Source organism: bacterium (assembly GCA_026708015.1).
Lineage (GTDB): Bacteria > Actinomycetota > Acidimicrobiia > Acidimicrobiales > Bin134 > Poriferisocius.
Genome location: JAPOVT010000057.1, coordinates 1 through 23,517, shown reverse-complemented (window position 1 = coordinate 23,517; position 23,517 = coordinate 1). Strand labels below are relative to the sequence as shown.

The window sequence follows — 23,517 nt, the reverse complement described above, 5'->3', positions numbered from 1 at the left end:
CCTACGACCCAACTTGGCCCTCCAAACAGCCGACTGTCACTGGTGGGGCGTATCGTGCAGACAGTGCATGCGATGGGCGGCGCCCACGGCGCCATCGGCCACGACCCAACCGGGGTCAAGGGCAAGCAGATAGCCGGGCAGACGATTCGCCGGGTGGCCGGCTTTGCGCGCCCCTACCGGGCCATGCTCATCGGGTTCGTGGTGGTGCTGCTGTTGGGGGCGCTGCTGTCGCTGGTGCCCCCGCTGCTGTTCCGACAGATCATCGACGAGGCCATCGAGAACCGCGACCGTGGCCAGGTACATCTGCTGGCCGGGATCATCGTGTTGGCCGCCTTCGGCGAGGCGGCGCTGTCGTTTGTCGAGCGCTACTGGTCGGCCCGCATCGGCGAGGGGCTGATCTACGACCTGCGGGTGAAGCTGTACGACCACGTGCAGCGGATGCCGATGGCGTTCTTCACCCGGGTGCAGACGGGATCGCTCATCAGCCGCATGAACAACGACGTGATCGGGGCCCAGCGGGCGTTCACCGGCACGCTGGGGTCGGTGGTGTCCAACACCATCGTTTTGGCCACGACGCTGGTGGCCATGTTCCTGCTGGAGTGGCGGCTCACGCTAATGGCGCTGGCCCTGCTGCCGGTGTTCATCTTGCCCACCAAGCGGGTGGGGCGAAAGCTCCAAGCCCTCACCCGGGAGTCCATGGAGCACAACGCCTCCATGAACACGGTGATGACCGAGCGGCTGAACGTGTCCGGGGCGCTGTTGGTGAAGCTGTTCGGTCGCCACAACCAGGAGCGGGACGGGTTCGGATCAACCGCCGGACGGGTGCGAGACATCGGGGTGCGCAGCGCCATGTACGGGCGGACGTTCTTCATCGCTTTGAGCCTGGTGGGGGCGGTGGGCGCGGCGGTTCTGTACTGGGTGGGGGCCCAGCTGGTGATCTCCGGGGCCATCACCGTGGGGACCCTGGCGGCCATGGGGCTGATGGTGGTGCGGATCTACACCCCGCTCACCAGCTTGACCAACGCCCGGGTGGACGTGATGACCGCGCTGGTTTCGTTCGAACGGGTGTTCGAGGTGCTGGACACCCCCAACCCCATTGCCGACCGGCCCAATGCAGTGGCCTTGCAACAGCCCAAGGGGCGCATCGATCTGGCCGATGTGACCTTCACCTATCCGCCCAGCGACGACCGGCTGGCCTCGCTGCAAACCGACACCGCCGCCCCGGAGGCAACCGGCCAGCCGGTGCTGCGCCACGTGTCGGCAGTGATCGACCCAGGGCAGTTGGTGGCGCTGGTGGGGCCGTCGGGAGCGGGCAAGACAACCTTGGCCGCGCTGTTGACCCGGCTTTACGACGTGGACACCGGGGCGGTGCTGATCGACGGAACCGACGTGCGCGACGTGGCCCAGGAGTCACTGCGGGCCTCAATGGGGGTGGTGCCCCAGGACCCCCACCTGTTCCATGAGACGGTGGGCGACAACCTGCGTTACGCCCGGCCCGGCGCCACCGACGCCGAGATGGAGGCCGCCTGCCGCTCGGCCCACATCCACAACCTCATCGCCTCGCTGCCCCAGGGCTACGACACGGTGGTAGGCGAGCGGGGATACCGCCTGTCGGGCGGTGAAAAGCAGCGGCTGGCCATCGCCCGGGTTCTGCTCAAAGACCCGGCCATCGTGGTGCTGGACGAGGCCACCAGCCACCTCGACAGCGAGAACGAGGCGCTGGTGCAGCAAGCGCTGGGGATTGCCCTTCAAGGTCGAACCGCAGTGGTGATCGCCCACCGTTTGTCCACGGTGACCAACGCCGATTTGATCTTGGTGCTCGACCAGGGGGAGTTGGTGGAATCGGGCCAGCATGAGGATTTACTGGCTGCCGACGGGCTGTACGCCGAGCTGTATCGCACCCTGGTGCGCAACGAGAAGCGGTCTCCCGCTGAGAGCACGGCATGAGCCTGTTCGACTCCGCTGATCCGAGGGCCACCGCCGGCCCGGTGACGTTCACTGTCGCCGAACTGGCCGACCGAATCAAGCGGGTGCTGAGCGACGCCTTCGGCGACGAGCTGTGGGTGGAGGGCGAGATCCGCAACCTGAGCCGGGCCCGCAGCGGGCACATGTACTTCGACCTGGTGGAGCCCGACCCCGACAACGGCGCCAGCAAGCAGCCCGAGGCGTCAGTGTCGGTGGCGCTGTTCCGATTCAACCGCGAGCGGGTGGAGGAGACGCTGCGCCGCCACGGCGGCATGGCCATGGAAGACGGGATGAAGATCCGCATCCTGGGCAAGTTGGACTTCTGGCCTCCCGGAGGCCGCCTCCAGTTGTACATGTCGGGCATCGACCCCAACTTCACGCTGGGTGAGATGGAAGCCGAGCGGCTGCGCCTGTTGGAAAAGCTGCGCGACAAGGGCCTGTTGGCCAAGAACCAGTCTGTCCCCTTCCCCGTAGCCCCGCTGCGGATCGGATTGGTGACCTCCAACGGCAGCGCGGCTCATCACGACTTCTGCGACGAGCTGGTGAACAGCGGCCTGGCCTGGGAGGTGTTGCTGGCCGATACCCCCGTGCAGGGCGCCGACGCGCCTCCGCTTATCGCCGCGGCTATAGCCGCGGTGGGGCGAGCCGGAGTGGACGTGATCGCGGTGGTGCGAGGGGGCGGGGCCCGAACCGATTTGGTGGCCTTCGACAGCGAGGCGGTGGCCCGGGCCGTCGCCAACGCCCCGGTACCGGTGGTGTCCGGGATTGGCCATGAGATCGACCGGACCATTACCGACGAGGTGGCCCACGAGGCCCAGAAGACGCCTACCGCCGCGGCGGTGTTCATCGTGGGCGTGGCTCGGGCCCATTTTCAGGCAACAGAGGTGGCGTGGGATGGAATTGCCGAGTGGGCCCAGCGGCTGGTGGATGACGCCAACCGGCAATTGATCGCGGTGGGCCAAACCACGGCTCGAACCGCCGAGGCCCATTTGCACCAGGCAGGCAACCGGCTTCAGGGCCGGGCGGGGCGGGTCCGAGACTCGGCCGAGACCCGAACCCGGGGCGAGACCCGCCGAGTGGACAACTGTGCGGGGACCATGCGCCACCGGGCCGCCGCGGCCATTGTCGATGGGCGGCGCACCTTGGAGCGGAAGAAGTCAGGTGTGGTTGCTCAGGCTCTGCGAATCCCGAGGGCGGCGACCAAGGAGCTGGTCAACCTGGAGGGCCGGGCTCGCCTCCTCGATCCCCGGGCAATATTGGCCCGCGGTTGGTCGATCACCCGTCATGACGGCAAAGTTGTGCGCAGTCCATCGGCAGTTGCCGCAGGCGATGAACTGGTGACCACCTTGGCCGAAGGCGAGCTGCACAGCACCGTGTCGGAAGACAAATGAGGAGCACGAGACGATGAGCACACAAGAGATCGGCTACGCCGACGCGCTGAGCGAGCTTCAGCAGATCCTGGGCGAATTGGAGGCCGAGGACATCGACATCGACGTGCTGGCGGTGAGGGTCGAGCGGGCCGCGGAGTTGATTCGGGTGTGCCGGGGGCGGATCAACGACGCCGAGGTGCGAGTGAAGGAGATCGTGGCCGGACTGGATCAAGAGGACGACGAGCCCTCCCTGAGCGAGGAGAGCGAACCTTGCCCATAGAGAATCTCGACTCAGTCGACGCCTTCATCGTCTTCGATTTGGCCGACGCACCCGAGTCAGTGGGCATCGTCCGGTCGGCCCGTAAAATCCTGCCCGGCGGAGCCAGCGACCTGGCCCGGTCGATGACCTACGCCTTCGCCACCTTCGAGATGCAACGCAGCGGGGCCTCGGCGGGGGTCAACGCCGTCGACGACGACCGGGCCGACGCGGTGGCCAAGTTCACCGCCGAGATTGCCCCCATGGTGGCCTCGGGCCGCTTCCTGCCCGAACCCGGCACCCGGGTACCTCGAACCGCCCTGGAGTCATTGGCGGAGGCCGACTCCCGGGCCGCGATAGGCGACGTGGCCGATCAGGCGACTGTTGCCGGCGTGGTGGCCGCAGCGGCATCTGCGGCCGGCGGGTTGGACGGCCGCACCGTGTCCATCGAGGGCTCAGGACCGATTTGCGACACCTTGACAGTCGCGGTTGAGGATCAGGGCGGCACGATGGTGGAAATGAACGGCCAGGTCGACGTGCTGTTCGCCGGCTCCAAGATGGGGGCCATCGACCACACCGCAGCCGAACAACTCCAAGTGGGCACCCTGGTCCCCTACGGTCCGATCCCGGTCACTGCTAGGGCCCTGGCCATCCTCGGCCGGGCCGGCACCATTGTGGTCCCCGACTTCATCGCCACCGCCGGATCGCTGTTCGCCTGGTGGCCCACCGGCGACCCTACCCCCGAGGCCATCGCCGCCAACGCCGCCGCCCAGATCACCGCTTCTCTTGAGGAGATCGCCGACCATCCCGACGGCCTCTTCCTGGCCGCCGCCTACCGAGCCGAGTCGTTCCTGGCCACCTGGCAAGACTCCCTCCCCTTCGGCCGCCCCCTGGCGTCGTAGGGGCTCAACGCTGCTAGCCGCTGCGGGGGATTTGATTGAAAGGGAGGTCTCGGTCGGCGGCGAGTTCGCGGGGCATGCCGAGGAGCCGCTCGCTGATGATGTTGCGGGCCATCTCGGTAGTGCCCCCGCCAATGCAGGTCTGCTGGCGCTGGACGAATTCCACGCCGTAGGAGCCGGTGTCCTCGCCCTGATTCCACACCAGAGCCCGATCGCCGTGCAGCTCCATGGCCACTGTCAACCGGTCGGCTCGGGACACGCCGTGGAACAGCCGCACCAGTGATCCGGCCGGCGCCGGGAAGTAGCCGCTCTCGATTCCCTTCACCACCCGGTTGGACAGCAGAACCTCCACCCGGCTGAGCGTCTCAGTCTCCCCCAGCTGCTGGCGCTGACGGCCCACGTTGCCGCCGAAGTCCCGGGCGATGTCAGCCAGATCATCGAGCCCGTCAGCCGACCGGCTCCGGTGGCGGCCTTGGGTGTAGGGAGAGGCATTGCCCACCGCGGCCCGCTCGTGGAACAGCAGTCGGCTGGCCACCGTCCACCCGTCGTCCACCTCGCCCACCACGTTCTCGGCGGGAATGATGACGTCGTTGAAGTACTCCTGGCAGAACTCCTCGGTGCCGTCCACCATCTGGATAGGGTGGATCTCGATGCCCGGGTGGTGGATGGGCACGATGAACATGGTGAGGCCCCGGTGCTTGGGCACCTCCCAGTTGGTCCGAGCCAGCATGAGGGCGTAGTCGGAGCGCTGAGCAAACGTGCTCCAAATCTTGGAGCCATTGATGACGAATGTGTCGCCGTCTCGGTCGGCCCGGGTCAAGGCCCCGGCCATGTCGGAACCGCCGCTGGGCTCGGACATGAACTGCACCCACAGTTCATCGCCCCGGATCCACGCCGGGATGTAGCGCTGCTTCTGCTCCTCGGTGCCGCACTCCAGAATGGTCGGCCCGCAGATCGACAGGGTGGGCACGCTGAACAGAATGGGCATGTCGAAGTCCATGCTCACGTCATCGATGATCCGCTGGTGGGCGATGGTCAGGCTCTGACCGCCATACTCCTTGGGGTAGCACACCGCGGCGTATCCCCCGTCGGAGAGCCGGCGTTGAAGCTCCCGATTTCGGGTGCTCTTCAAATCGTCGTCATGGGTGGGGTGCCAGGGGTTGACCGGGTCGCGCCGGGCCATGTTCTCGTTCATCCACGTCTCAACCTCGTCCCGGTACTCGGCCAACTCGGCGGGGTCGGTGGCGGCGTACACGAAGTCGTCCATCGTCTCCTCCTAATACCCGACCATTTCCGACAGGGCGTCGCGATGCTCGGCTGGGGTGCCGAACAAGCCCCGGTTGACGGTGGCCCGGCGCAGGTACAGATGCAGGTCGTGCTCATAGGTGACCCCGATGCCGCCGTGAATCTGCACGCAGTCCTGCATGAGCTCCACCGAGTGGTCGCCCACGTACGACTTGGCCACGCTCACCATCCGGGCTTCGTCGTCGCCGGCGGCCAGGGCATTGGCGGCCCCGTCCACCGCGGCCTGGGAGGCCTCCGACCACAGCTTCATGTCGGCGAAACGATGCTTGAGGGCCTGATACGAGGCCAAGGGCCGCCCGAATGAGTACCGGTCGAAGGCGTACTCCACGGTGAACTCCAGCACTTTGGCCGCCGACCCGGCGTTGTCGGCACACTGGAGCAGCACCGTCACCAGGCGCTGGCGCTCCACATCGGCTTCAACGGCCACCCCCGGTTCGCCCACCATAGATTCAGGCCCGACGGCTACTCCTTCGAAACGCACCTCGGCGAATCGCCGGCCCAGATCGAGCGAGTCCTGGGGGGTGACGGTGATGCCAGGAGCATCAGACGGCAGAAGAAACTGGGCCAAACCATCGGGAGTCCGAGCGGTGACCAGCAGGTGATCCGCCTGCGCTCCAGCCTCCACCGCGGTCTTGGTCCCGGTGAATGCATAGCCACCGTTCGACGGGACCGCTGCGGCGGCCACATGGCCGGCGGTCCAGTCGCCGCCCGGTTCGCAAAACGCCCAGGCCAGCACCACTTCGCCAGCCATGACCCCCTCAAGCAGCGATTGCTGATCGTCGGTGCCCGAACGGCCCAGGGTGTCGGCCACCACGTTGGTGGGCATGAATGGCCCCGGCACCACACCCCTGCCCATCTCGTCGGCCACGATAGTCAAGTCAACGATCGGGCGCCCCGAGATGCTGCCGCCGCCTAGTGGCTCGGGCACCATCAGCGCGGTCCAGCCCAATTCAGCCGCGGCCCGCCACCAACTCCGGGGGCAGCCGTCGGGCAGGTCGTGCCACTCCCGCACCACGCTGACCGGAACCTCGGCCTCGATGAACCGACGAGCCGTATCCCGGAAGAACTCCTGATCGTCGCTCAGATCGACTCTCACCGGGGCCATTCCACCACGACAGCGCCAACCGGTCACATCGAGACGGGTATTGGATCGCCCTCTCAGAATTGAGGCCATTACGATTGAAAGGTTCGGGGCTGTAGCTCAGCTGGCTAGAGCACCTGCTTTGCAAGCAGGGGGTCGTGGGTTCGAGTCCCATCAGCTCCACCAATGGCGACGACGTCCACCCTGCCCCCCTCTGCGCTCGACAGCTACCACGCTCAAGGGTTCTTCATTTTGGACGAATTTGCCCCGGCCAAGGTAGGCCACCGGATGCTCGACGACGTGATTGGCGTGGTGCGCGGGGTGGACGAGTCGGGGATCACCCCGGAGGGCATGCATGTCGCCCCTGAGTCCCAGGGGAACCTGAGCGGCGACCGCCCCGAAGACACCGTTTCGAAAGTGTTCACCCTGCACGACCGGCCGGCGTTCCTGTCGTTCCTGCACGATGAGCGGATTACGAGGATTTTGCGCGACCTGATCGGCCCCGATGTGGACTGCTTCTTGTCGCAGTTCATCTTCAAGAACCCCGGCGCCTGGGGCCAGCCCTGGCACCAGGACAGCTACTACTTCCCGTTCGAACCGCCCCGGCCCATCGTGGGTTTGTGGCTGGCGGTGACCCAGGCCACCCTGGAGAACGGCTGCCTGCACATCCTGCCCGGCAGCCACGCCGAACCGGTCCACGAGCACGTCCTCGACCGGAGGCCCAATGCCAATCTGGGCTATGTGGAGATCGTCGACCACGACATGTCCGACCGCCAGGCGGTCATGATGCAGCCGGGTGACCTGCTGGTGTTCGACAGTCACTTGATGCACTGCTCCACCGACAATGTCTCTGACGGCATCCGAGCCGCCATGGTGTACCACTGCTGCGCGGCGGGCACCGTCGACTTGGGTTTCGAGCATCTCGACGGGTTCAAGAACCCCATATACCGCTTCGACCCCCTGCTTCGCGACGGCCAGCTGGTGGTGTAGTGGCCACACCAACCGCCACCGTTCTGGTTGATTCCCGGCGTACCACGGGGGTGGTGGACGACCGGGTGTACGGGCAGTTCTTGGAGAACATGGGACGAGCGATCTACGGCGGGGTGTTCGAGCCGGGCTCGCCGCTGGCCGACGCCGACGGGTATCGCACCGACGTGCTGGAAGCGGCCCGGGAACTGGCCCCGCCGGTGCTGCGGTGGCCGGGTGGGAACTTCGCCTCGGGCTACCACTGGCGCGACGGCATCGGGCCGACCGAAGACCGTCCCGCCCGGTTCGATCTGGCCTGGTCGATGCTGGAGACCAACCGGTTCGGCACCGAGGAGTTCTTGGCCTACGCTCGACTGCTGGGCGCCCCTCCCTATCTCAACTTGAACGCCTCCACCGGGACAATCGACGAGGCCCTGGAGTGGCTCGCCTACTGCAACAGCGATCTGCCGGTTCCCGAGGTGGCGCTGCGGCAAAGCGGACCCCATCCCGATCGCCACGACGTGCCCATTTGGGGCATCGGCAACGAGAACTTCGGGTGGTGGCAGCACCTGCACACCTCGGCCGGTTCCTACGCCGAGTTGGCCCGGGAGTGGGGCAAGCTGCTGCGGTGGGCCGACAACCGCATCTCGCTGGTGGGGGTGGGCGCCGACGACCCCGACTGGAATTGGACCGTGCTCAACGAGGCCGGCGTGGTGCTCGACTGGTTGTCGCTGCACTTCTACTGGAACGAGCTCAGCTACGAAGGCGCTCTGGCCGGCCCGATGGCGTCAGAAGCCGAGATCTGCGACACCTGGGGGCTCATCGGCGCGGCCAAGCGGCGGCGCAAGCTCAACCATGATCTGCGGATCTGCATCGACGAGTGGGGGGTGTGGCCGGAGCCCTACCTGTCGATGACCAACCAACCCGAGGTGGTCAATCGGCGGATGCGGGCCGAAGTCGGACCGCCGGTGCATACCGAGCCCGTTCCCATGATCGAATACCACTTCGATCTCAAGGACGCCCTGGCCCACGCCACCTGGCTGCATGTGATTTGGCGCCACCCCGACAAGGTGTCGCTGGCCACCCAGGCCCAGATGGTGAACGTGCTGGGCCCGATCCTCACCACCACCGAAGGCGTTGTGCGCCAAACCACGTTCCACCCTCTGGCGGTGGCCCGTCGTTGTGCCCAGGGCACCGGCTTGGATGTCGAGGTGATCACCGTCGCCGGAATCGACGCGGACAATGCACCAGGGGGCGGGCTATCGGCACTGGACGCGGCAGGCACCTTCGACCCCGACTCCGGCCAAATGCACCTATCGCTGGTCAACCGCCTGCCCGACGACGAACTGCTGGTGGACCTCAACGGCATCGGTGGACCGGCTCAGCGCATCACCCTGTGGGCCGACGACCCGGCCGCGGCCAACACCCCCGAAAACTCCGATCGGGTGACACCGACCGAAGACCAAGTCGATATCGACGGGCCCCTAGTGATGCCGCCCCACAGCCACGTCACCCTGGTGTTCCCCGGTTCACAATGAGCAGCCAATTCACCCCCCACCCCTGGAATCAGGACTTCGCCTGGCAACCGGCCACCTCGACCCCCGCGGCCCTCACCCCCGAACAGACCGAGGAGTTCAACCGCCAAGGTTTCTTTGTCATGGAAGACCTGCTCGACGCCGACACCATTGCCGCAGTCACAGACGAGATCGACGCCATCGAAGCCGAGACTGAGGCCGGCCTTCGCCAAATCGAGGGCGAGCGGCTGATGATCGCCGAGGCTGGGGCCATCACCTTCACCCCCCACCTAGTGGCCCGGTCGAACATCCTGCGCCAGTTGGCCGCTGACCCGCGCATCGGCGCGGTGTGCCTCGACCTCGTCGGCCCCGACGTGAACCTGTACTGGGACCAGGCGGTGTACAAGAAGCCTGAGAAGCCCCGTCGGTTCCCCTGGCACCAGGACAACGGCTACACCTTCATCGAGCCCCAGCAGTACCTCACGGTGTGGCTGGCCCTCAACGACGCCACCGTCGAAAACGGATGCCCGTGGGTGGCCCCCGGGGTCCACCTCCACGGAACACTGGCCCACACCTATGTGGATCCCCTGGGCTTTGAGTGCTTCGAGCGGTGCGAGAACCCGGTGGCCGCCCCGGTGTCTGCCGGGGGAGCGGTTGTGTTCTCGTCGCTCACCCCGCACCTGACCGGCCCCAATACCACCGACAGGGTGCGCAAGGCCTACATCCTCCAGTACGCCCCCGCCGGAGCCGAATTGCTCACCGGCGATCCGACTCAGGGACCACCCACCGGTCGGGTGCCCTGCGACGCCCCCGAGCGCCAGTACGCGGTGACCCGTTCGGGGAGACCGAAAAGACCAAATCGAATATAGTCCCCTAGCCGGTCGGGCGGTCTGGGCTGATCCGATTTCGGCACCCGCGAGGGGCACAGAAGGGGATCGTCATGAAGACCAAGAAGATGCGCTGGCTGATCGGGGTGCTGGTGGCTCTGGCCATGGTTGCGGCGTCATGCGGTGGCAACGACGACGATGCCGAGGCCCCCGCCACCGAGGCCCCCGCCACCGAGGCCCCTGTCGCGGCCGAGCCGGAACCAGAACCAGAAGCGCCCGAACCCGAGACAGAAGAGGCCGCTCCCGCTGAGCCCGCGCCCGTGCTGGAAGATGCTCCCGAAGAGGAAGAGCCCGAGTTCCAACCGGCCCCCACTGAGGAGCCGGAGCCGGAGATTCCCCTCACCGCCACGTGGCGGGGCGTGACCGCAGATACCATCACCATCGGCGTCACCTATCTCGACTTCGAGCAACTCGTGGAACTGGGCTTCTCGCCAGCCACCTGGGGCGACCAAGAGCTGGTGATCCAATTGCTGGTGGACGACATCAACCAGCGGGGCGGCATCAACGGCCGCCGGTTGGAAGTCATCATGGACAAGTACAGCCCCATCGGTTCAACTGAGGCCGAGGCCGCCTGCCTCCGCATCACCGAGGACAACGAGGTGTTCGCGGTGCTATTCGGATTCCTCGGCCCCGCCGAGGTGGCCAACACATGTATCGTCGACCAACAGGAGACAATTCTGGTCGGCGGGACCATTACCGAGGAGCGTCTGGCCGTGGCCCGGGCCCCTTGGGTCAACGAGCGGGTGACGCGCGAGGTCAGTACCGGTGCCCTCTTCACTCTGCTTGATGCGGAGGGGATGCTTGAGGGAAGGTCGGTCGCGGTAGTGGCCGATCTTCCTGCGGCCCCGCAACTCGAGGACGTTGCCAACCTGCTTCGAGGTCGGGGAGTCGAGCCCGCGCTCGAGATCGCCACCTCCTCCCAGGTGGCCGATCTCATCGCCCAGAACCAGGAGTGGGCCGCATTGTCCGAACGCATCAGGTCGGCTGGTGCCGACACCCTTCTGCTCGTCGGCAACGCCTCGGCCGGCATTGAGAATGCCAGGCTCAACGGCCTCGAGGTGGATATCTGGGCCACCGACGCCTCCGGGCTGGGCAGCAACATCGGCAACAACGTCAACCCTGAGTCGGCCCGGGGTGTGATCACCGTGGGGGCCATGACCAATGCCCAGATATTCGAGACTGATCCCCGGTTCAAGGAATGCCTGGATGTGTTCAATGCCAAGCATCCCGATATCGAGATCAAGCACCCCGACACCCTCGAAGAGGGCGAGCCGCTTTGGTTTGCCGCCCTGTCCGCCCACTGCCGGTTCTTCCAACTCTTCGAGTTGCTGGTCACCGCGGCCGGGCCCAACCTGACCCACGAGACCTTCGCCGAGGCCATTGCCAACATCGGGGAGTTCTCGATTGCCGGCCAGCCCTATGCATCGCTGGGACCGGACAAGCTCTCCAGCAACGACTCCTTCCAACTCCTAGAACAAGACCCCGATCTGGGCTCACGAGGCCAGCTGGTACCCATTGGCCCGATGCGGGACGCCACCCCGTAGGCGGGCCAATTTCGGACTGACCGAATTCACATATCGGGGGATACGGTTGCGGCCATGAGCGACGCTGCAACCACATCCCACCCGCTGGCCGAAGCCTTCACTTCAGGACGCTCCGCGCTGGGTGCCTGGGCGGGCCTGCCCACGGCGATGAGCTGCGAGATCATGTCCCGGGCCGGCTTCGATTACGTGTGCATCGACATGCAGCACGGCTTTGCCGACTACTCCGACGCACTGGCGATGCTGGTCGCCATCGACCTGGGCACCGCCACCCCGGTGGTGCGGGTGCCGTGGAACGAGCAGGGCATCATCGGTCGGGTGCTCGACGCCGGGGCGCTGGGCGTCATCATACCCATGGTCAACAGCCGGGAAGAGGCCGAGGCCGCGGTGCGGTCGTGCCGCTACGCCCCCGAGGGATCCCGCAGCTTCGGCCCCACCCGGGTGGCGCTGCGCGACGGCCCCGGCTACTTCGCCGGGGCCAACCAAGCGGTGAAGTGCATCCCCATGGTTGAGACGGTGGCTGCCCTGGAGAACCTGGACGACATTGTGTCCACCCCAGGAGTCGACGCGGTGTACGTCGGCCCCGCCGACCTGTCGGTGAGCCTGGGCCTGCCCCCCGGCAACAACGACGGCGAAGCGTCGTTTGACGATGCCCTGGCCGCCATCGTGGCCGCCTGTCAGAACCACGGCGTTATCCCCGGCATCCACTCCACCCCCACGCTCACCCCCACCCGAGTCGCCCAAGGCTTCCGCCTCGTCACCGTCACCGCCGACAACGCCGCCCTCTCCGCCGGCATCACCACCCACCGCCAATCCGTCCTCGACACCCTCAGCGGCACCACCGACGCCGACGGCGATGCTGGCGGCGAGTCCCTCTACTGAGCACCTCTACGACAGCATCGCTCAGCTCATAAGCCGCTACCACCTGCCGAGCCGGGTCACAGGAGCTCTCGCTGATCTAGCGGTAGCGGCGGATGATGGCGGTGGTGTCTAGGCGGTTTTCGCCGGCGGCGGCGGTTGCTTGGGTGTAGCGCTGGCAGAGCTCGACGAGGGGGATGGGGGCGCTGAGCTCGGCGGCGGCGTCGGCCACTAGGCCCAGGTCTTTGATCATCCAGTCGATGGCGAAGCCGAAGTCGAACTCGTCGGCCACCATGGTGTGGCCCCGATTTTGCAGATACCACGAACCGGCCGCCCCTTTGGTGACCGCGGCTAGCACCTTCTCCATGTCGAGGCCAGCCCGTTCGCCGAAGGCCAGCGCCTCGGCTGCGCCCTGCACGGCGCCAGCGCACAAAATTTGGTTGACCATCTTGGTGAGCTGGCCGCTGCCGGCTGGTCCCATGAGGGTTACAGCTGAGGAGTAGGCGTCCATCACCGGTTTCGCGGCATCAAAGTGGCCGGGCTCGCCGCCGCACATCACGGTCAGCACGCCATTCTCGGCCCCAGCTTGTCCTCCGGAGATGGGGGCGTCCAGCCAGCCGATCGCCCGCTCGGCGCACACACCAGCCATCTCTCGGGCCACTTCGGCCGATGCGGTGGTGTGGTCCACCAGCACCGATCCGGCGGCCATCGTGGTCAGGGCGCCGTCGTCGCCCAGCACCACTGCCCGCAGGTCGTCGTCGGCCCCCACGCAGGTGAACACGAACTCGGCTCCGTCGGCTGCCTCCGAAGGGGTAGCGGTCACCACCCCTTCGTGCTGCTCTCCCCAGCGCTCGGCCACTGCGGCCGTCCGGTTGAACACCCGCACCTCATGGCCGGCGGCCGCCAAGTGCCCGGCCATGGGGAAGCCCATGTTGCCCAGTCCGATGAATGCACAAATGCTCACATCGGCCACGATACCCGTCCCATTGCCCAGCCCCTCCCCCCGGCGATGGGCGGCTGCAACAGCCTTCCCATAGCATCGGAGGCAATGAGCGACAACGGATTCGACGTATTCTCCGCCGACTCGCATGTGATCGAGCCCCACGACTTGTGGCAGATCTACACGGTGGAGGCGTTTCGGGATCGGGCCCCCCGCCTGGTACACGAGGAGACCACCGACCGGCTGGTGTGCGACCAGGCTCGGCTCCCCCCGATCGGGCTGCTGGCCGGGTGTATGCGCACCGACGACAACGTGAGGGCCAAGGGCCGCTGGGACGAGGACGTGCCCGACGTGGGCTGGGACCCCGAGGTCCGCATGGAGGCCCTGCGTACCGACGGGGTGACCGGCGAGGTGCTGTACCCCACCATCGCCATGCAGATGTACCCCATCCAAGACGTGGAGTTTCAGTGGGCCCTGTTCGAGGCTTACAACACCTGGGTCGGCGAGTTCGTGAGCCAGATCCCCGACACCTTCGTGGGCATCGCCCTCTTGTCGCCGGTGGACTTGGAGCGGGCCGCCAAGGAGATCAAGCGCTGCCGGGAAATGGGGCTCAAAGGGGTAATGATCCCAGTGGTCAGCGGCGAGGACAACCCCTACCAGGATCCAGCGTTCGACCCGCTGTGGGCCGCGGCGGTGGAGCACTCCATGCCGGTGAACCTGCACGCCGCCACCACCCGCGACCCCAAGAAGGCCTGGGACCAAGGCACGTCCACCCGCTCGGTGCTGCAAACGGTGGACATCCAGGAGGTGGTGCTCGACCTCATCTTCGGCGGGGTGTTCGACCGCTTCCCCGATCTCAAGATCGTATCGGCCGAGAACGACGTGGGCTGGGCCGGCAACCTGCTGGAGCGGGCCGACTACTGGTTCCATCGCCATTCCCAGCTCCTCAAGGACATGAATTGCGAGCAGGAGCCGTCGCACTACTGGCGCAAGAACTTCCGGGTGACGTTCATGCGGGACCTCACCGGCGTGGCCGCCCGCGACATCATCGGCACCGAGACCATGATGTGGGGCAACGACTTCCCCCACCACGTGTCCACTTGGCCCCACAGCCAAGCGGTGATCGCCGAGCACTTCGCCGACGCCCCTGATGATGTGCGCCACGCCATCGTGTCGGGCAACGTCCGCCGGCTCTACGACATCCAGGTATAGGAGGAAAAGGCCCATGACCAAGACCTGGACCGAAGACCATCCCGCCTTCCAGGTGGCCGCTTCCCGGCGCATCCTGGCCCGGGAGGGATGCGAGAGCCGGGTGGCGGGCCACGTGTCGGTGCGCGACGCCGAGCGCGCCGACGCCTTCTGGGTGTCGCCGTTCGGCTACTTCAGCGAGACGCTGCCCAGCGACGTGAACTGCTACGACATGGAGCTCAACCTGCTCGACGGCGACACTCCGGCCTCGCCTGCGGTGCGGTTCCACGCCGGGTTCTACGAGGCCCGCCCCGACGCCAACTCGGTGATCCACACCCACTCCCACTACGTGGAGGTGCTGTCGACCACCGGCAAAGACATCGGGCTGTACTCGGCCGACGCCTGCCTGTTCTACCAAGAGCAGGCCCACTACGCCGACAACGGCATCGACAACCCGGTGGACGGCCCCCGCATGGCCGAGGCGCTGGGCCAGCGGTCGGTGGTGCTCATCGGCAACCACGGCGCCTGCTTTGTGTGCCCCTCGCTGGAGGAGGCCACCATCAAGGCCATCGCCTATGAGACCTCGGCCCGGGCCCACTACGAGGCCCAGGTGGTGGGCGGCCACGAGATGCCCGAGGCCGAAGCGGCTCGGGCCAAGAAGGCGTACCACAAGTACTTCATCCCCATGATGTGGGAGGCCAACTACCGCCGCCTGCGCAAAACCGACGCCGACCTGTTCGAGACGCTCGCGGGCTAGATGGCCCCCGAGCCCGAAACCCACCCCATGACCCCTCACCCAATTGAGAGCATCGGGGTGGTCGACCTCATGCTGGGGGTGCCGTCTGACCGCGACGCCTGGTACGCCAACTTCCAGGGGCTGCTGAAAGACACCGAGAGCCGCAGCTTCGGCCACGGCGCGGCGTACATGTTCAAAGACCTGCCCCAGGTGGACGGCACGGTCGATTTCATCGCCTACCTGCTGGCCGAGATGGACCGCTGCGGCATCGACAAGGGGTTGTTGCCGGTGAACTTCGGCGACACCTGGGGCACCCGAGGGGTGGCCGAGCATCCCGACCGCCTCTACGGCAGCTATCTGGTGGACCCCAACCAGGGCGTGCAAGCGGTGCGGGACCTGCGCCGGGCCGTGGACGAACTGGGGGTGATCGCCGCGGCCTGCTTCCCCACCGGACTTCACCCCCAGGTCGACATCAACGAACCGCTGATGTACCCGATCTACGCGGCGTGCTGCGAGCTGGAGATCCCCATGTGCATCAACGCTGGGGTGCCCGGGCCGCGGTTCCCGTTCAACCCCCAGCACGTCGAGCACCTCGACCAGGTGTGCTACGACTTCCCCGAGCTGGTACTGGTCACCCGCCACGGTTCCGAGCCGTGGGAAGACCTCATGGTCAAGCTCATGCTGAAGTGGCCGGGCCTGCACTACTCCACCTCGGCGTTCGCCCCCAAGCACTACCCGAAGGCCATCATCAACTACGCCAACACCCGGGGCGCCGACAAGGTGATGTACGCCGGCTACTTCCCCTCAGGGCTCTCGCTGGAGCGGATCATGACCGAGATGCGCGACGTGGGATTTCGCGACCACGTCTGGCCCAAATTCCTGCGGGACAACGCCCTGCGGGTGTTCAATATGGCATGAGCATGATTGAGCACATCTTCCGCCGACGGGACCTGGGAATCATCGACTCCCTGATCGGGGCCGGCATGCTGGCTGTCGCCGTCTTCATGTGGGCTGAGCGATCGGTCGAAGTAGGCGCCAACGCCGAGGGGCCAGACAACTGGAAGTGGCAGCTCTGGCAGATGGGCTCCGTCGTGCTGGCCATCGTGGGCGTGTGGCTGATGTGGCGCAACACCAGCAAGGTGCCGTGGGTGCGCACGGTGTGCCTGACGGCCTTGGCCGTGGCCTACCTGCTCAACAACTACACCGACATCTTCAAGTACAGCGGCAATATCTGGAACACCGTCAATCCGCTGTTCATCGCCTGCGCCACCGTGGCCATCTGCACCGGCTGGCGCCGGGTTATGGCCCAGCGCCAGGGCATGGAACCGGCCAACCCGTTCGTCTTCATCGCTGCGGTCATTGCCACGGGGATGGCCGTGGCGGTATTCGTCAATGCCTACTTCACCAACGACAGCGGCGCGTGGAACGTCCTCGATCCGCTGATCATCCTGTCCCTATTGGTCTGGGCCTCGGCCGCCCGCCGCACCAATGTGGGCGACGCCATCTGAGCATCGCCTTCAAAGCAAGCAACCACCTCTAACCTCAGTTTCTCCCGGGAATTGCCCTGCGGGTGATAAAACGTTTCATGGGCAAAATCGAGCAGATCTTCCGACGGCGCGATCTGGGGGCATTGGACGCCATTGTCGGGATGGCCATCTTGGCCACCTCGGTGTTCATGTGGGCTGAGCGGTCGAAGGCGGTCGACCCTGATGTCGAAACGGCCGACAGCTGGGCCTGGCAGCTCTGGCAAATCGGGCCCCTCGTGTTCTCCCTGGTTGGCGTGTGGCTGCTGTGGGCCAACACCCGTCGTGTGCCCTGGGTCCGTACCCTGTTCCTGTCGCTGATCGCGTTGGCGATTCTGATCAACCGGTACACCGATGGCTTCGGCGATCACGTCTTCAACGTCTGGTACACCGTCGACCCGCTGTTCGTCGCCTGCGCCACCGTGGCTGCGCACACCGGGTGGTGCCGGGTTCTAGCCCAGCGGAAAGACACAGGATCGATCAACCTCTCCTCCTTGTGCGCAGCCGAAATGGCTGCGGGGCTGGGCATCGCGGTGCTCATCTGCAACTTCTTCTTCTTCACCAACGCAACCGTGTGGCAGATCCTCGATCCGCTGATGCTGCTGGCCCTATTGATCTGGGCCATCGGCGCCCGCCGCACCAATATGGGCGGCGCCGTTTGATTGTTGTCGCGTATCAAGACAAATAAATGATCTTCAAAATCGACACAGGAAGCCCGTCCAGAACAGGTGCTTCTTATCAACTTGACACGCACCGTCTGCTTTTTTTGGACTCCTGACCAGGGGTTTTATGCCAGATTGTCAAGTTTTGACAATCTTTTGCCCAAATTACAAACAAATGGACATTTGGATAAAAGATAGTGATATCTTTGTTGGGTGCCCAGGCCGCTACGCCTAGACGACATACCTGACACTCTGCCTATTGAGGAGTTCTGGCGCTTATTCGGCAGAATCGAGCACGCCAGTCTGGACTTCAAACGCGGGGTAGGCAATAGCGTGCTTGATGCAATTCCAGCAATGGCCATGACCTCCGGTGGACTGATCGTTCATGGCGTGGATAAGGATCTGAACATCACTGGCTGCCCTCTCAGCCAAAGGACTCAAGATCGGATTACCCGATTCGCCAACGAATGTGATGTGCCTGTTGAGGTTAGGGCTATCTCCGTTGGAGACATTGAGCTCACCGTCACTGAGGTGCCCGAGATTACTGGTCGAATCGTCACGACCCCAGACGGTCGCCTCCTTCGTCGCGTTGGCGGCGACTCGCAGCCGCTACGTAACGACGCATTTTCTCGATTCGTCATGGCCCATAGCGGCCACTCAGCCGAGGAAGCTGCTCTAGACGATTTTGAACCAGATGACTTTGACCTGCAAATGGTCAACAAAGCGCTAATCGCAGATGGCAAGAGGTCTACTCGTCGATCCGAAACCTCTCAGGCGCTCGTCGATCTCGAAGTCGCTTTGCCTGGTTCATCCTCGCAGAAAGCTGTGGCCTTGCAGGCCGCCGCGGTGCTATTCGCCAAGGACCCAGCCCGACATGTCGGAGGAGCAAGGGTACAGCTTGTCCGACGCAGTGGGGTTGGGCCTGGTCCCGGACCGTCCAAAGCCAGGAAAGAGATCTCTGGACCTCTGATTGCCGTTGTCGGCCAATGTCTAGGTTTCATAGCAGGCCACACTCAGCAGTACGAGGCTGTAACCGGCGTCTTCAGAGAGGCTGTCCCCGAATACCCCGTCGAAGCCCTGAGAGAGGCCATTGTCAATGCGCTGGCTCACCGAGACTATGGCTTGGTTGGATCTACTGTCGACGTAACCATCTGGGATGACCGGGTCGAAATCAAGAGCCCAGGGCCACTACCTGGCCACATCACTGTTGACAACATGCGAGATGATCACTTCAGCCGAAACCATCGGATAATGAAGATACTCAAGACAATGGAAGTGGTGGAGGAGTATGGCGAGGGCATCAATCGAATGTTCCAGGAAATGGAATCACGGCTGCTCGGACCCCCGATATTCGAAGCGACCCCAAGTTCGGTCACTGTCACGTTGCGCAACCATTCATTGGTCAGTGTTGAAGACCAAGTGTGGCTGAGGTTCTTTACTGACCATCAGATCACATTTGAAGAGCGTCGAGCTTTGGTTGCCGCTCATCATGAGGGCTCGGTCACTCCTAGGCGCTTGCGTGAATTGATGCCTGAAGTGGACATAACAGCACTCTTGGCCGGGGCCACCGCGAAGGGACTCTTGATCCGCGAAGGGACCCGGGGAGGCTCTCGATATGCACTCTCAGCTGAAGTTCTAATGCGAGCTGGCAGTGCGGGAATCTTGGCTCGCAACCGTCAACAACAAACTCTGCTTGACGAGATCAACCGTCTAGGGAGCATTTCTACGGCAGAGGCTGCCGATCTGTTGGGCGAAGATTCTCGAATTGTTCGCAATTTGTTGAATGACCTCGTTCAAACAGGCCTCGCCCGGGCTGAGGGGCAGACAAGGGGCAGACGGTATTTCCCGGCTGACTGACCGGAGGGTGCTCAGGCAGAAATAGAGTGGCGTGTTTCCTTAAGAGGACTGAGAAGGGAGAGCGACCATGCCCGAGGTAGACGGCTACGTCCATGGAGACTTCAGCTGGGTTGACTTGTGTACCGAGGAGCCTGACAAGGCCAAGGCGTTCTATTCGTCGCTCTTCGGGCTGACCTTTCGCGATGAGCACGACGGATCGCAGGTGGTCTACACCCTGGGGCTGAAGGACGAAAGGCCGGTGCTGGGGCTGCTGGAAAAGCCCCAGGAGATGTGCGAGATGGGGATCCCCAACGTGTGGGAGACCTACATCTCGGTGGACAACGCTGATGAGGCCCTAGCCAAGGTTGCCCCCGCGGGGGGCACGCCGATGGGACCGGTGATGGAGCCGGCGGGTGCGGGGAGAATGGTGGTGGTGGCCGACCCCACCGGCGCCGTGGTGATGCTGTGGGAGGCGATCGGCCAAGATGGCGCCGAGCTCAAGAGCGAGCACGGCACGCTGTGCTGGAACCAGCTCCTCACTTCTGATGTGGACAAGGCCCTGGCGTTCTACTCCGAGATGCTGGGCTGGACCCCGGTGCCCCTCGATATGGACGGTTCGGTGGGCATCAGGCACAACGGCGAGATGATCGCCAGCGCCGGCCCGCTGCCCGCGCCGCTAATTCCCGCCCATTGGGCGGTGTACTTCGCAGTGGACGACTGCGACGCCACCGCGGCCCAGTGCCAAGAGCTGGGAGGCCATGTGGTTGTGCCGCCCATGGACACTCCGCCGGGGCGAATGGCGCAGCTTGTGGACGACGCCGGCGCCATGTTCTGGGTCATCACCCTCAACCCCGACTTCTCGATGGATTGAGGAGAAACCGATGAGCCAGGAGACCGCACGACCTGAGCCCTACCAGGGGTGGGAGGGGCGAGCAGGGCGCACGGTGGCGGGGTCAGACCCGTGGTGGCCCGAGGCGGTGCGGGCACCAGAAGGGGCGCCCAACATCGTGGTGGTGCTGTTGGACGATCTGGGCTTCGCCGACTTGGGGTGCTACGGCTCGGAGATCGACACCCCCCACATCGACCAGATGGCGGCCGAAGGGCTGCGCTACCTGAACTTCCACGTCAATCCCATGTGCTCGCCCACCCGGGCGTCGCTGCTCACCGGGCTCAACCACCACGACGTGGGGGTGGGCCACGTGTGCCACTCCGACCCCGGCTATCCCGGCTACACCGCCGAGCTCACCGAGCACTGCGCCACGGTGGCTGAGATACTGCGGGCGGGGGGCTACGCCACCTTCATGGTGGGCAAGTGGCACCTGTGCAAAGACTCCAACCTGGTGGGCCCCCGGCACTCGTGGCCGCTCCAGCGGGGCTTCGACCACTACTACGGTTTCCTCGACGGGTTCACCAACTTCCACCACCCCCACCGGCTGATCCGCGACAACAGCGTGGTTCGCACCGACCAGTACCCCGACGACTACTACTTCACCGACGACATCACCAACGAGGCCATCGGGATGGTGCGCGAGCAGAAGGCGGCCCGGCCCGACCAGCCGTTCTTCCTGTACCTGTCGCACGGGGCGGTCCACGCTCCACTCCAGGCCAAGCAGGCCGACATCGAGAAGTACCGGGGGGCCTACGACGCCGGCTGGGACGAGATCCGCCAGCGCCGCTTCGACCGCCAGATCGAGCTGGGCATCTTCGACGCTGATACAACGCTGCCGCCCCGCAATTCCGAGGAACGCAACGACGTCCCGCCCTGGGACGAGCTGTCCACCACCCAAAAAGAGGTGTTCGCCCGCTACATGGAGGTGTTCGCCGCCATGGTGGACAACGTCGACCAGAACTTCGGGCGGCTGCGAGCCGCGCTCGAGGAGCTGGGCGAGTGGGACAACACGCTGGTGCTGTTCACCTCCGACAACGGGGCGTCCCGGGAGGGCGAGGACACCGGCTGTGCCCAGTACTTCGAGGTTCTGTCGCCCACCCAGGGCGACATCGACGACGACCACGCCCGCCTCGATCTATTGGGCGGGCCCCAGACCCTGGCCCACTATCCCCGGGGCTGGGCCATGGCCGGCAACACGCCCTTCCGGCTGTACAAGATCAACACCCACGCCGGCGGGCACCAGGTAGCCATGATCTCGTCGTGGCCGGAGCGGATTGCCGACCCCGGCGGCTTCCGCCGCCAGTACCTGCACATCACCGACATGCTGCCCACCGTGCTCGACATCGTGGGCCTAAACGCCCCTACCGAACGCAACGGCCAGCCGCTCAAGGGCCCGCTGGTGGGGGCCAGCTTCGCCCCCACGCTCGCCGACGCCGAGGCCGCCGAGCACCACACCGAGCAGTACTACGAGCAGATCGGCCACCGGGGCTTCTACCGCGACGGCTGGGAGGCGGTCACCCTGCACCTGCCGATGACCCCGTTCGGCGACCACGAGTGGGAGGTGTACAACCTCAACGACGACCCCACCGAGACGGTGGACCTATCGGAGGCCGAGCCTGGCAAACGCCAAGAGCTGATCGACGCCTGGGAACAGGCCGCCCACCGCTACCAGGTGTACCCGCTGGACGAGGGATCGATGCTCAAGTACGTGCAGCGGCCGCCTTCGGAGGAGGTGTACGAGACGTCGGTGCGGGTCGTGCCGGGCACCGACACCCTGGAGCGCTATCGGAGCATGAAGATGATCCAGGCCCGGTCGTTCACCGTGGACATCGAGTTCGACTTTGCCGCAGGCGACCAGGGCATGCTGGTGGCCCACGGCGACCAGGGCGGCGGCTACGCCTGCTACATGGAGGGTGGCGAAGTGGTCTACATCCACAACGGCTACGGCCACATGCGGCACCTGAACGGCGGCCCACTGGCCGAGGGGCAGCGCTCGGTGCGGCTCGACTTCACCATCACCGACGGCTTCGCCTGGGATCTGCGGGTGCTGGTGGACGGCACCGAGACCGCCGCCGGCGAAAACTTCACCGGCATGTGGACCATGGCCCCCTTCGAGGGCATCGACGTGGGCATCGACCGCCGCTCCCCCGTCTCATGGGACGTCTATGAGCGCCACGGCCCCTTCCCCTACTCCAACACCATCGACTCGGTCACCTACACCCCCGGCGAACAAGGCCGCATGGCCGCCATCCACACCACCCAAATCCTCCAACAAATGGGCGCCCGCTTCGAGTAGCCCTCCTCAGTCCCAGCGGGGGCGGGGGGATTGAGGGAGCCAGGTGTCGGGCTGTTGGGCGATGAGGTAGTTGTAGTCCCAGTATTCGCGCCAGTGGGCGATCTTGCCGTCGCGGATCTGGAGGCGGCACAGCACGGGGAGGCTGGCCACGGTGCCGTCGGAGTGGTGCCACACCTCGACTCGCTCCACCACCACGTTGGCGCCGCTCACCCAGATGTCGGACACGCCGAGCTCGAAGCGATCCAGCGCGCTCAGACCCACTTCCAGCTTGCCGATGATCCCGTCGTGGCCCACGGTGCCGCCGGAGTCGGTCTCGAACGGCATGTCCTGGTACACGCCGTCCTCGGTGAACAGCTCGGCCACCGCGGGCCAATCCATGGCCTCCAGGGCGGCGAACAGGGCCTCGGCCAGCGCTCGGTTCTCAGCTTCGCTCATGGGTGCCTCACTCGGAAATGGACGGGGAATTGACTGGCTATGGCAGGGCTCACTCGGGCTCGGGCATGCCCAGGTACTGGGCCAGCATCTGGGTGGAGGGGTTGACCCGCTCGTATTGGGCGCCGAAATCGGCGGGGAAGGCGCCGTACTTCACCTGCATGTTCACGATGGCCACCATGATGATGCAAAAGCGCAAGCAGCCCCAGGCCTCGAAGTAGTCGACATGCTCGGCTTTGCGGCCCATGGCCTGTTCCCAGCGGGCGATGGTGCCGTCGCGGTCGGCGAAGCCGGGCAGCCAGTCGATGTCGGCGCCCTCGCTCAAGAACCGGTTCATATACAAGAACCACCCCAGGTCCACCTCGCCGGGCCC

At 65.3% G+C, this 23,517-nt stretch carries 22 protein-coding genes and 1 tRNA gene; 18 read left to right on the top strand and 5 right to left on the bottom strand.

Going from position 1 to position 23,517, the window contains the following annotated elements; translation table 11 throughout:
• The first annotated feature begins 54 nt into the window (after nucleotides 1–54).
• The 4 genes from OXG30_15265 to OXG30_15250 are packed head-to-tail and all read left to right on the top strand — an operon-like array spanning nucleotide 55 to nucleotide 4,493.
• Nucleotides 55–1,947, top strand: coding sequence for an ABC transporter ATP-binding protein (locus OXG30_15265; GenBank protein ID MCY4136249.1), 1,893 nt, complete (start codon nucleotides 55–57; stop codon nucleotides 1,945–1,947).
• Nucleotides 1,944–3,356, top strand: coding sequence for an exodeoxyribonuclease VII large subunit (gene xseA, locus OXG30_15260; protein ID MCY4136248.1), 1,413 nt, complete (start codon nucleotides 1,944–1,946; stop codon nucleotides 3,354–3,356). Before OXG30_15265 ends, xseA begins: the two co-directional genes overlap by 4 nt.
• Before the next feature lie 13 nt (nucleotides 3,357–3,369).
• A complete protein-coding gene (gene xseB / locus OXG30_15255; protein ID MCY4136247.1) occupies nucleotides 3,370–3,615 on the top strand; it encodes an exodeoxyribonuclease VII small subunit in 246 nt (81 codons plus the stop codon).
• Nucleotides 3,606–4,493 (top strand): hypothetical protein, encoded by an 888-nt coding sequence (locus tag OXG30_15250; protein ID MCY4136246.1) that lies wholly within the window; start codon nucleotides 3,606–3,608, stop codon nucleotides 4,491–4,493. The genes xseB and OXG30_15250 overlap by 10 nt, the downstream gene beginning before the upstream one ends.
• A gap of 13 nt (nucleotides 4,494–4,506) precedes the next feature.
• On the opposite strand, the gene OXG30_15245 is transcribed toward OXG30_15250, so the two are convergent.
• Both OXG30_15245 and OXG30_15240 read right to left on the bottom strand, forming a co-directional pair.
• Complete coding sequence (locus OXG30_15245; protein ID MCY4136245.1) at nucleotides 4,507–5,757, bottom strand: acyl-CoA dehydrogenase family protein; 1,251 nt, start codon at nucleotides 5,755–5,757, stop codon at nucleotides 4,507–4,509.
• A 9-nt stretch (nucleotides 5,758–5,766) separates the two neighbouring features.
• On the bottom strand, nucleotides 5,767–6,891 hold the full coding sequence (locus OXG30_15240; protein MCY4136244.1) for an acyl-CoA/acyl-ACP dehydrogenase: 1,125 nt from the start codon (nucleotides 6,889–6,891) through the stop codon (nucleotides 5,767–5,769).
• A 94-nt stretch (nucleotides 6,892–6,985) separates the two neighbouring features.
• Here OXG30_15240 and OXG30_15235 point away from each other — a divergent pair.
• The 6 genes from OXG30_15235 (at nucleotide 6,986) to OXG30_15210 (ending at nucleotide 12,666) form a co-directional block, all read left to right on the top strand.
• Nucleotides 6,986–7,062, top strand: a tRNA-Ala gene (locus OXG30_15235).
• Nucleotides 7,063–7,866, top strand: coding sequence for a phytanoyl-CoA dioxygenase family protein (locus tag OXG30_15230; GenBank protein MCY4136243.1), 804 nt, complete (start codon nucleotides 7,063–7,065; stop codon nucleotides 7,864–7,866). It abuts the tRNA gene before it with no gap.
• Entirely contained in the window at nucleotides 7,866–9,380 is a 1,515-nt protein-coding gene (locus tag OXG30_15225) for a hypothetical protein (GenBank protein MCY4136242.1), read from the top strand. The genes OXG30_15230 and OXG30_15225 overlap by 1 nt, the downstream gene beginning before the upstream one ends.
• Entirely contained in the window at nucleotides 9,377–10,225 is an 849-nt protein-coding gene (locus tag OXG30_15220; protein MCY4136241.1) for a phytanoyl-CoA dioxygenase family protein, read from the top strand. The genes OXG30_15225 and OXG30_15220 overlap by 4 nt, the downstream gene beginning before the upstream one ends.
• Nucleotides 10,226–10,296: 71 nt before the next feature.
• Nucleotides 10,297–11,787 (top strand): ABC transporter substrate-binding protein, encoded by a 1,491-nt coding sequence (locus tag OXG30_15215; GenBank protein MCY4136240.1) that lies wholly within the window; start codon nucleotides 10,297–10,299, stop codon nucleotides 11,785–11,787.
• 54 nt (nucleotides 11,788–11,841) lie between these two features.
• Nucleotides 11,842–12,666: an aldolase/citrate lyase family protein gene (locus tag OXG30_15210; protein MCY4136239.1), complete on the top strand. Its 825-nt coding sequence runs from the start codon at nucleotides 11,842–11,844 to the stop codon at nucleotides 12,664–12,666.
• Nucleotides 12,667–12,742: 76 nt separating this feature from the next.
• Here OXG30_15210 and OXG30_15205 read toward each other — a convergent pair whose 3' ends face one another.
• Nucleotides 12,743–13,606 carry an NAD(P)-dependent oxidoreductase gene (locus OXG30_15205; protein ID MCY4136238.1) on the bottom strand — a complete coding sequence of 288 codons (864 nt, stop codon included), beginning with the start codon at nucleotides 13,604–13,606 and terminating at the stop codon, nucleotides 12,743–12,745.
• An 84-nt stretch (nucleotides 13,607–13,690) separates the two neighbouring features.
• Between OXG30_15205 and OXG30_15200 the strand changes: the two genes are divergently transcribed.
• From OXG30_15200 to OXG30_15165, 8 genes are all read left to right on the top strand, one after another.
• Complete coding sequence (locus OXG30_15200) at nucleotides 13,691–14,794, top strand: amidohydrolase family protein (GenBank protein ID MCY4136237.1); 1,104 nt, start codon at nucleotides 13,691–13,693, stop codon at nucleotides 14,792–14,794.
• A gap of 13 nt (nucleotides 14,795–14,807) precedes the next feature.
• Nucleotides 14,808–15,527 carry a class II aldolase/adducin family protein gene (locus OXG30_15195; GenBank protein MCY4136236.1) on the top strand — a complete coding sequence of 240 codons (720 nt, stop codon included), beginning with the start codon at nucleotides 14,808–14,810 and terminating at the stop codon, nucleotides 15,525–15,527.
• Nucleotides 15,528–16,424 (top strand): amidohydrolase family protein, encoded by an 897-nt coding sequence (locus OXG30_15190; GenBank protein ID MCY4136235.1) that lies wholly within the window; start codon nucleotides 15,528–15,530, stop codon nucleotides 16,422–16,424.
• Nucleotides 16,421–17,014, top strand: a complete 594-nt coding sequence (locus OXG30_15185) for a hypothetical protein (GenBank protein MCY4136234.1) — start codon at nucleotides 16,421–16,423, stop codon at nucleotides 17,012–17,014. Before OXG30_15190 ends, OXG30_15185 begins: the two co-directional genes overlap by 4 nt.
• 77 nt (nucleotides 17,015–17,091) lie before the next feature.
• Nucleotides 17,092–17,691, top strand: coding sequence for a hypothetical protein (locus OXG30_15180; GenBank protein ID MCY4136233.1), 600 nt, complete (start codon nucleotides 17,092–17,094; stop codon nucleotides 17,689–17,691).
• A gap of 333 nt (nucleotides 17,692–18,024) precedes the next feature.
• Nucleotides 18,025–19,548, top strand: coding sequence for a hypothetical protein (locus OXG30_15175; GenBank protein MCY4136232.1), 1,524 nt, complete (start codon nucleotides 18,025–18,027; stop codon nucleotides 19,546–19,548).
• A gap of 67 nt (nucleotides 19,549–19,615) precedes the next feature.
• On the top strand, nucleotides 19,616–20,398 hold the full coding sequence (locus OXG30_15170; GenBank protein ID MCY4136231.1) for a VOC family protein: 783 nt from the start codon (nucleotides 19,616–19,618) through the stop codon (nucleotides 20,396–20,398).
• A 10-nt stretch (nucleotides 20,399–20,408) separates the two neighbouring features.
• Nucleotides 20,409–22,712 (top strand): arylsulfatase, encoded by a 2,304-nt coding sequence (locus OXG30_15165; GenBank protein MCY4136230.1) that lies wholly within the window; start codon nucleotides 20,409–20,411, stop codon nucleotides 22,710–22,712.
• A 6-nt stretch (nucleotides 22,713–22,718) separates the two neighbouring features.
• Here the strand turns inward: OXG30_15165 and OXG30_15160 are convergent, their stop codons facing one another.
• Together OXG30_15160 and OXG30_15155 are read right to left on the bottom strand one after the other, a co-directional pair.
• A complete protein-coding gene (locus OXG30_15160) occupies nucleotides 22,719–23,147 on the bottom strand; it encodes a nuclear transport factor 2 family protein (protein ID MCY4136229.1) in 429 nt (142 codons plus the stop codon).
• A gap of 49 nt (nucleotides 23,148–23,196) precedes the next feature.
• Nucleotides 23,197–23,517: phosphotransferase family protein (locus OXG30_15155; GenBank protein ID MCY4136228.1), on the bottom strand; the 321-nt coding region annotated here is incomplete at its 5' end.

What these genes read in the sequence shown, in the direction of transcription:
- OXG30_15185 (MCY4136234.1), top strand. Translation starts at nt 16,421, where the DNA reads ATGAGCATGATTGAGCACATCTTCCGCCGACGGGACCTGGGAATCATC.
- OXG30_15200 (MCY4136237.1), top strand. Translation starts at nt 13,691, where the DNA reads ATGAGCGACAACGGATTCGACGTATTCTCCGCCGACTCGCATGTGATC.
- OXG30_15165 (MCY4136230.1), top strand. Translation starts at nt 20,409, where the DNA reads ATGAGCCAGGAGACCGCACGACCTGAGCCCTACCAGGGGTGGGAGGGG.
- OXG30_15230 (MCY4136243.1), top strand. Translation starts at nt 7,063, where the DNA reads ATGGCGACGACGTCCACCCTGCCCCCCTCTGCGCTCGACAGCTACCAC.
- OXG30_15220 (MCY4136241.1), top strand. Translation starts at nt 9,377, where the DNA reads ATGAGCAGCCAATTCACCCCCCACCCCTGGAATCAGGACTTCGCCTGG.
- OXG30_15195 (MCY4136236.1), top strand. Translation starts at nt 14,808, where the DNA reads ATGACCAAGACCTGGACCGAAGACCATCCCGCCTTCCAGGTGGCCGCT.
- xseB (MCY4136247.1), top strand. Translation starts at nt 3,370, where the DNA reads ATGAGCACACAAGAGATCGGCTACGCCGACGCGCTGAGCGAGCTTCAG.
- OXG30_15215 (MCY4136240.1), top strand. Translation starts at nt 10,297, where the DNA reads ATGAAGACCAAGAAGATGCGCTGGCTGATCGGGGTGCTGGTGGCTCTG.
- OXG30_15245 (MCY4136245.1), bottom strand. Translation starts at nt 5,757, where the DNA reads ATGGACGACTTCGTGTACGCCGCCACCGACCCCGCCGAGTTGGCCGAG.
- OXG30_15190 (MCY4136235.1), top strand. Translation starts at nt 15,528, where the DNA reads ATGGCCCCCGAGCCCGAAACCCACCCCATGACCCCTCACCCAATTGAG.
- OXG30_15180 (MCY4136233.1), top strand. Translation starts at nt 17,092, where the DNA reads ATGGGCAAAATCGAGCAGATCTTCCGACGGCGCGATCTGGGGGCATTG.
- xseA (MCY4136248.1), top strand. Translation starts at nt 1,944, where the DNA reads ATGAGCCTGTTCGACTCCGCTGATCCGAGGGCCACCGCCGGCCCGGTG.
- OXG30_15170 (MCY4136231.1), top strand. Translation starts at nt 19,616, where the DNA reads ATGCCCGAGGTAGACGGCTACGTCCATGGAGACTTCAGCTGGGTTGAC.
- OXG30_15160 (MCY4136229.1), bottom strand. Translation starts at nt 23,147, where the DNA reads ATGAGCGAAGCTGAGAACCGAGCGCTGGCCGAGGCCCTGTTCGCCGCC.
- OXG30_15210 (MCY4136239.1), top strand. Translation starts at nt 11,842, where the DNA reads ATGAGCGACGCTGCAACCACATCCCACCCGCTGGCCGAAGCCTTCACT.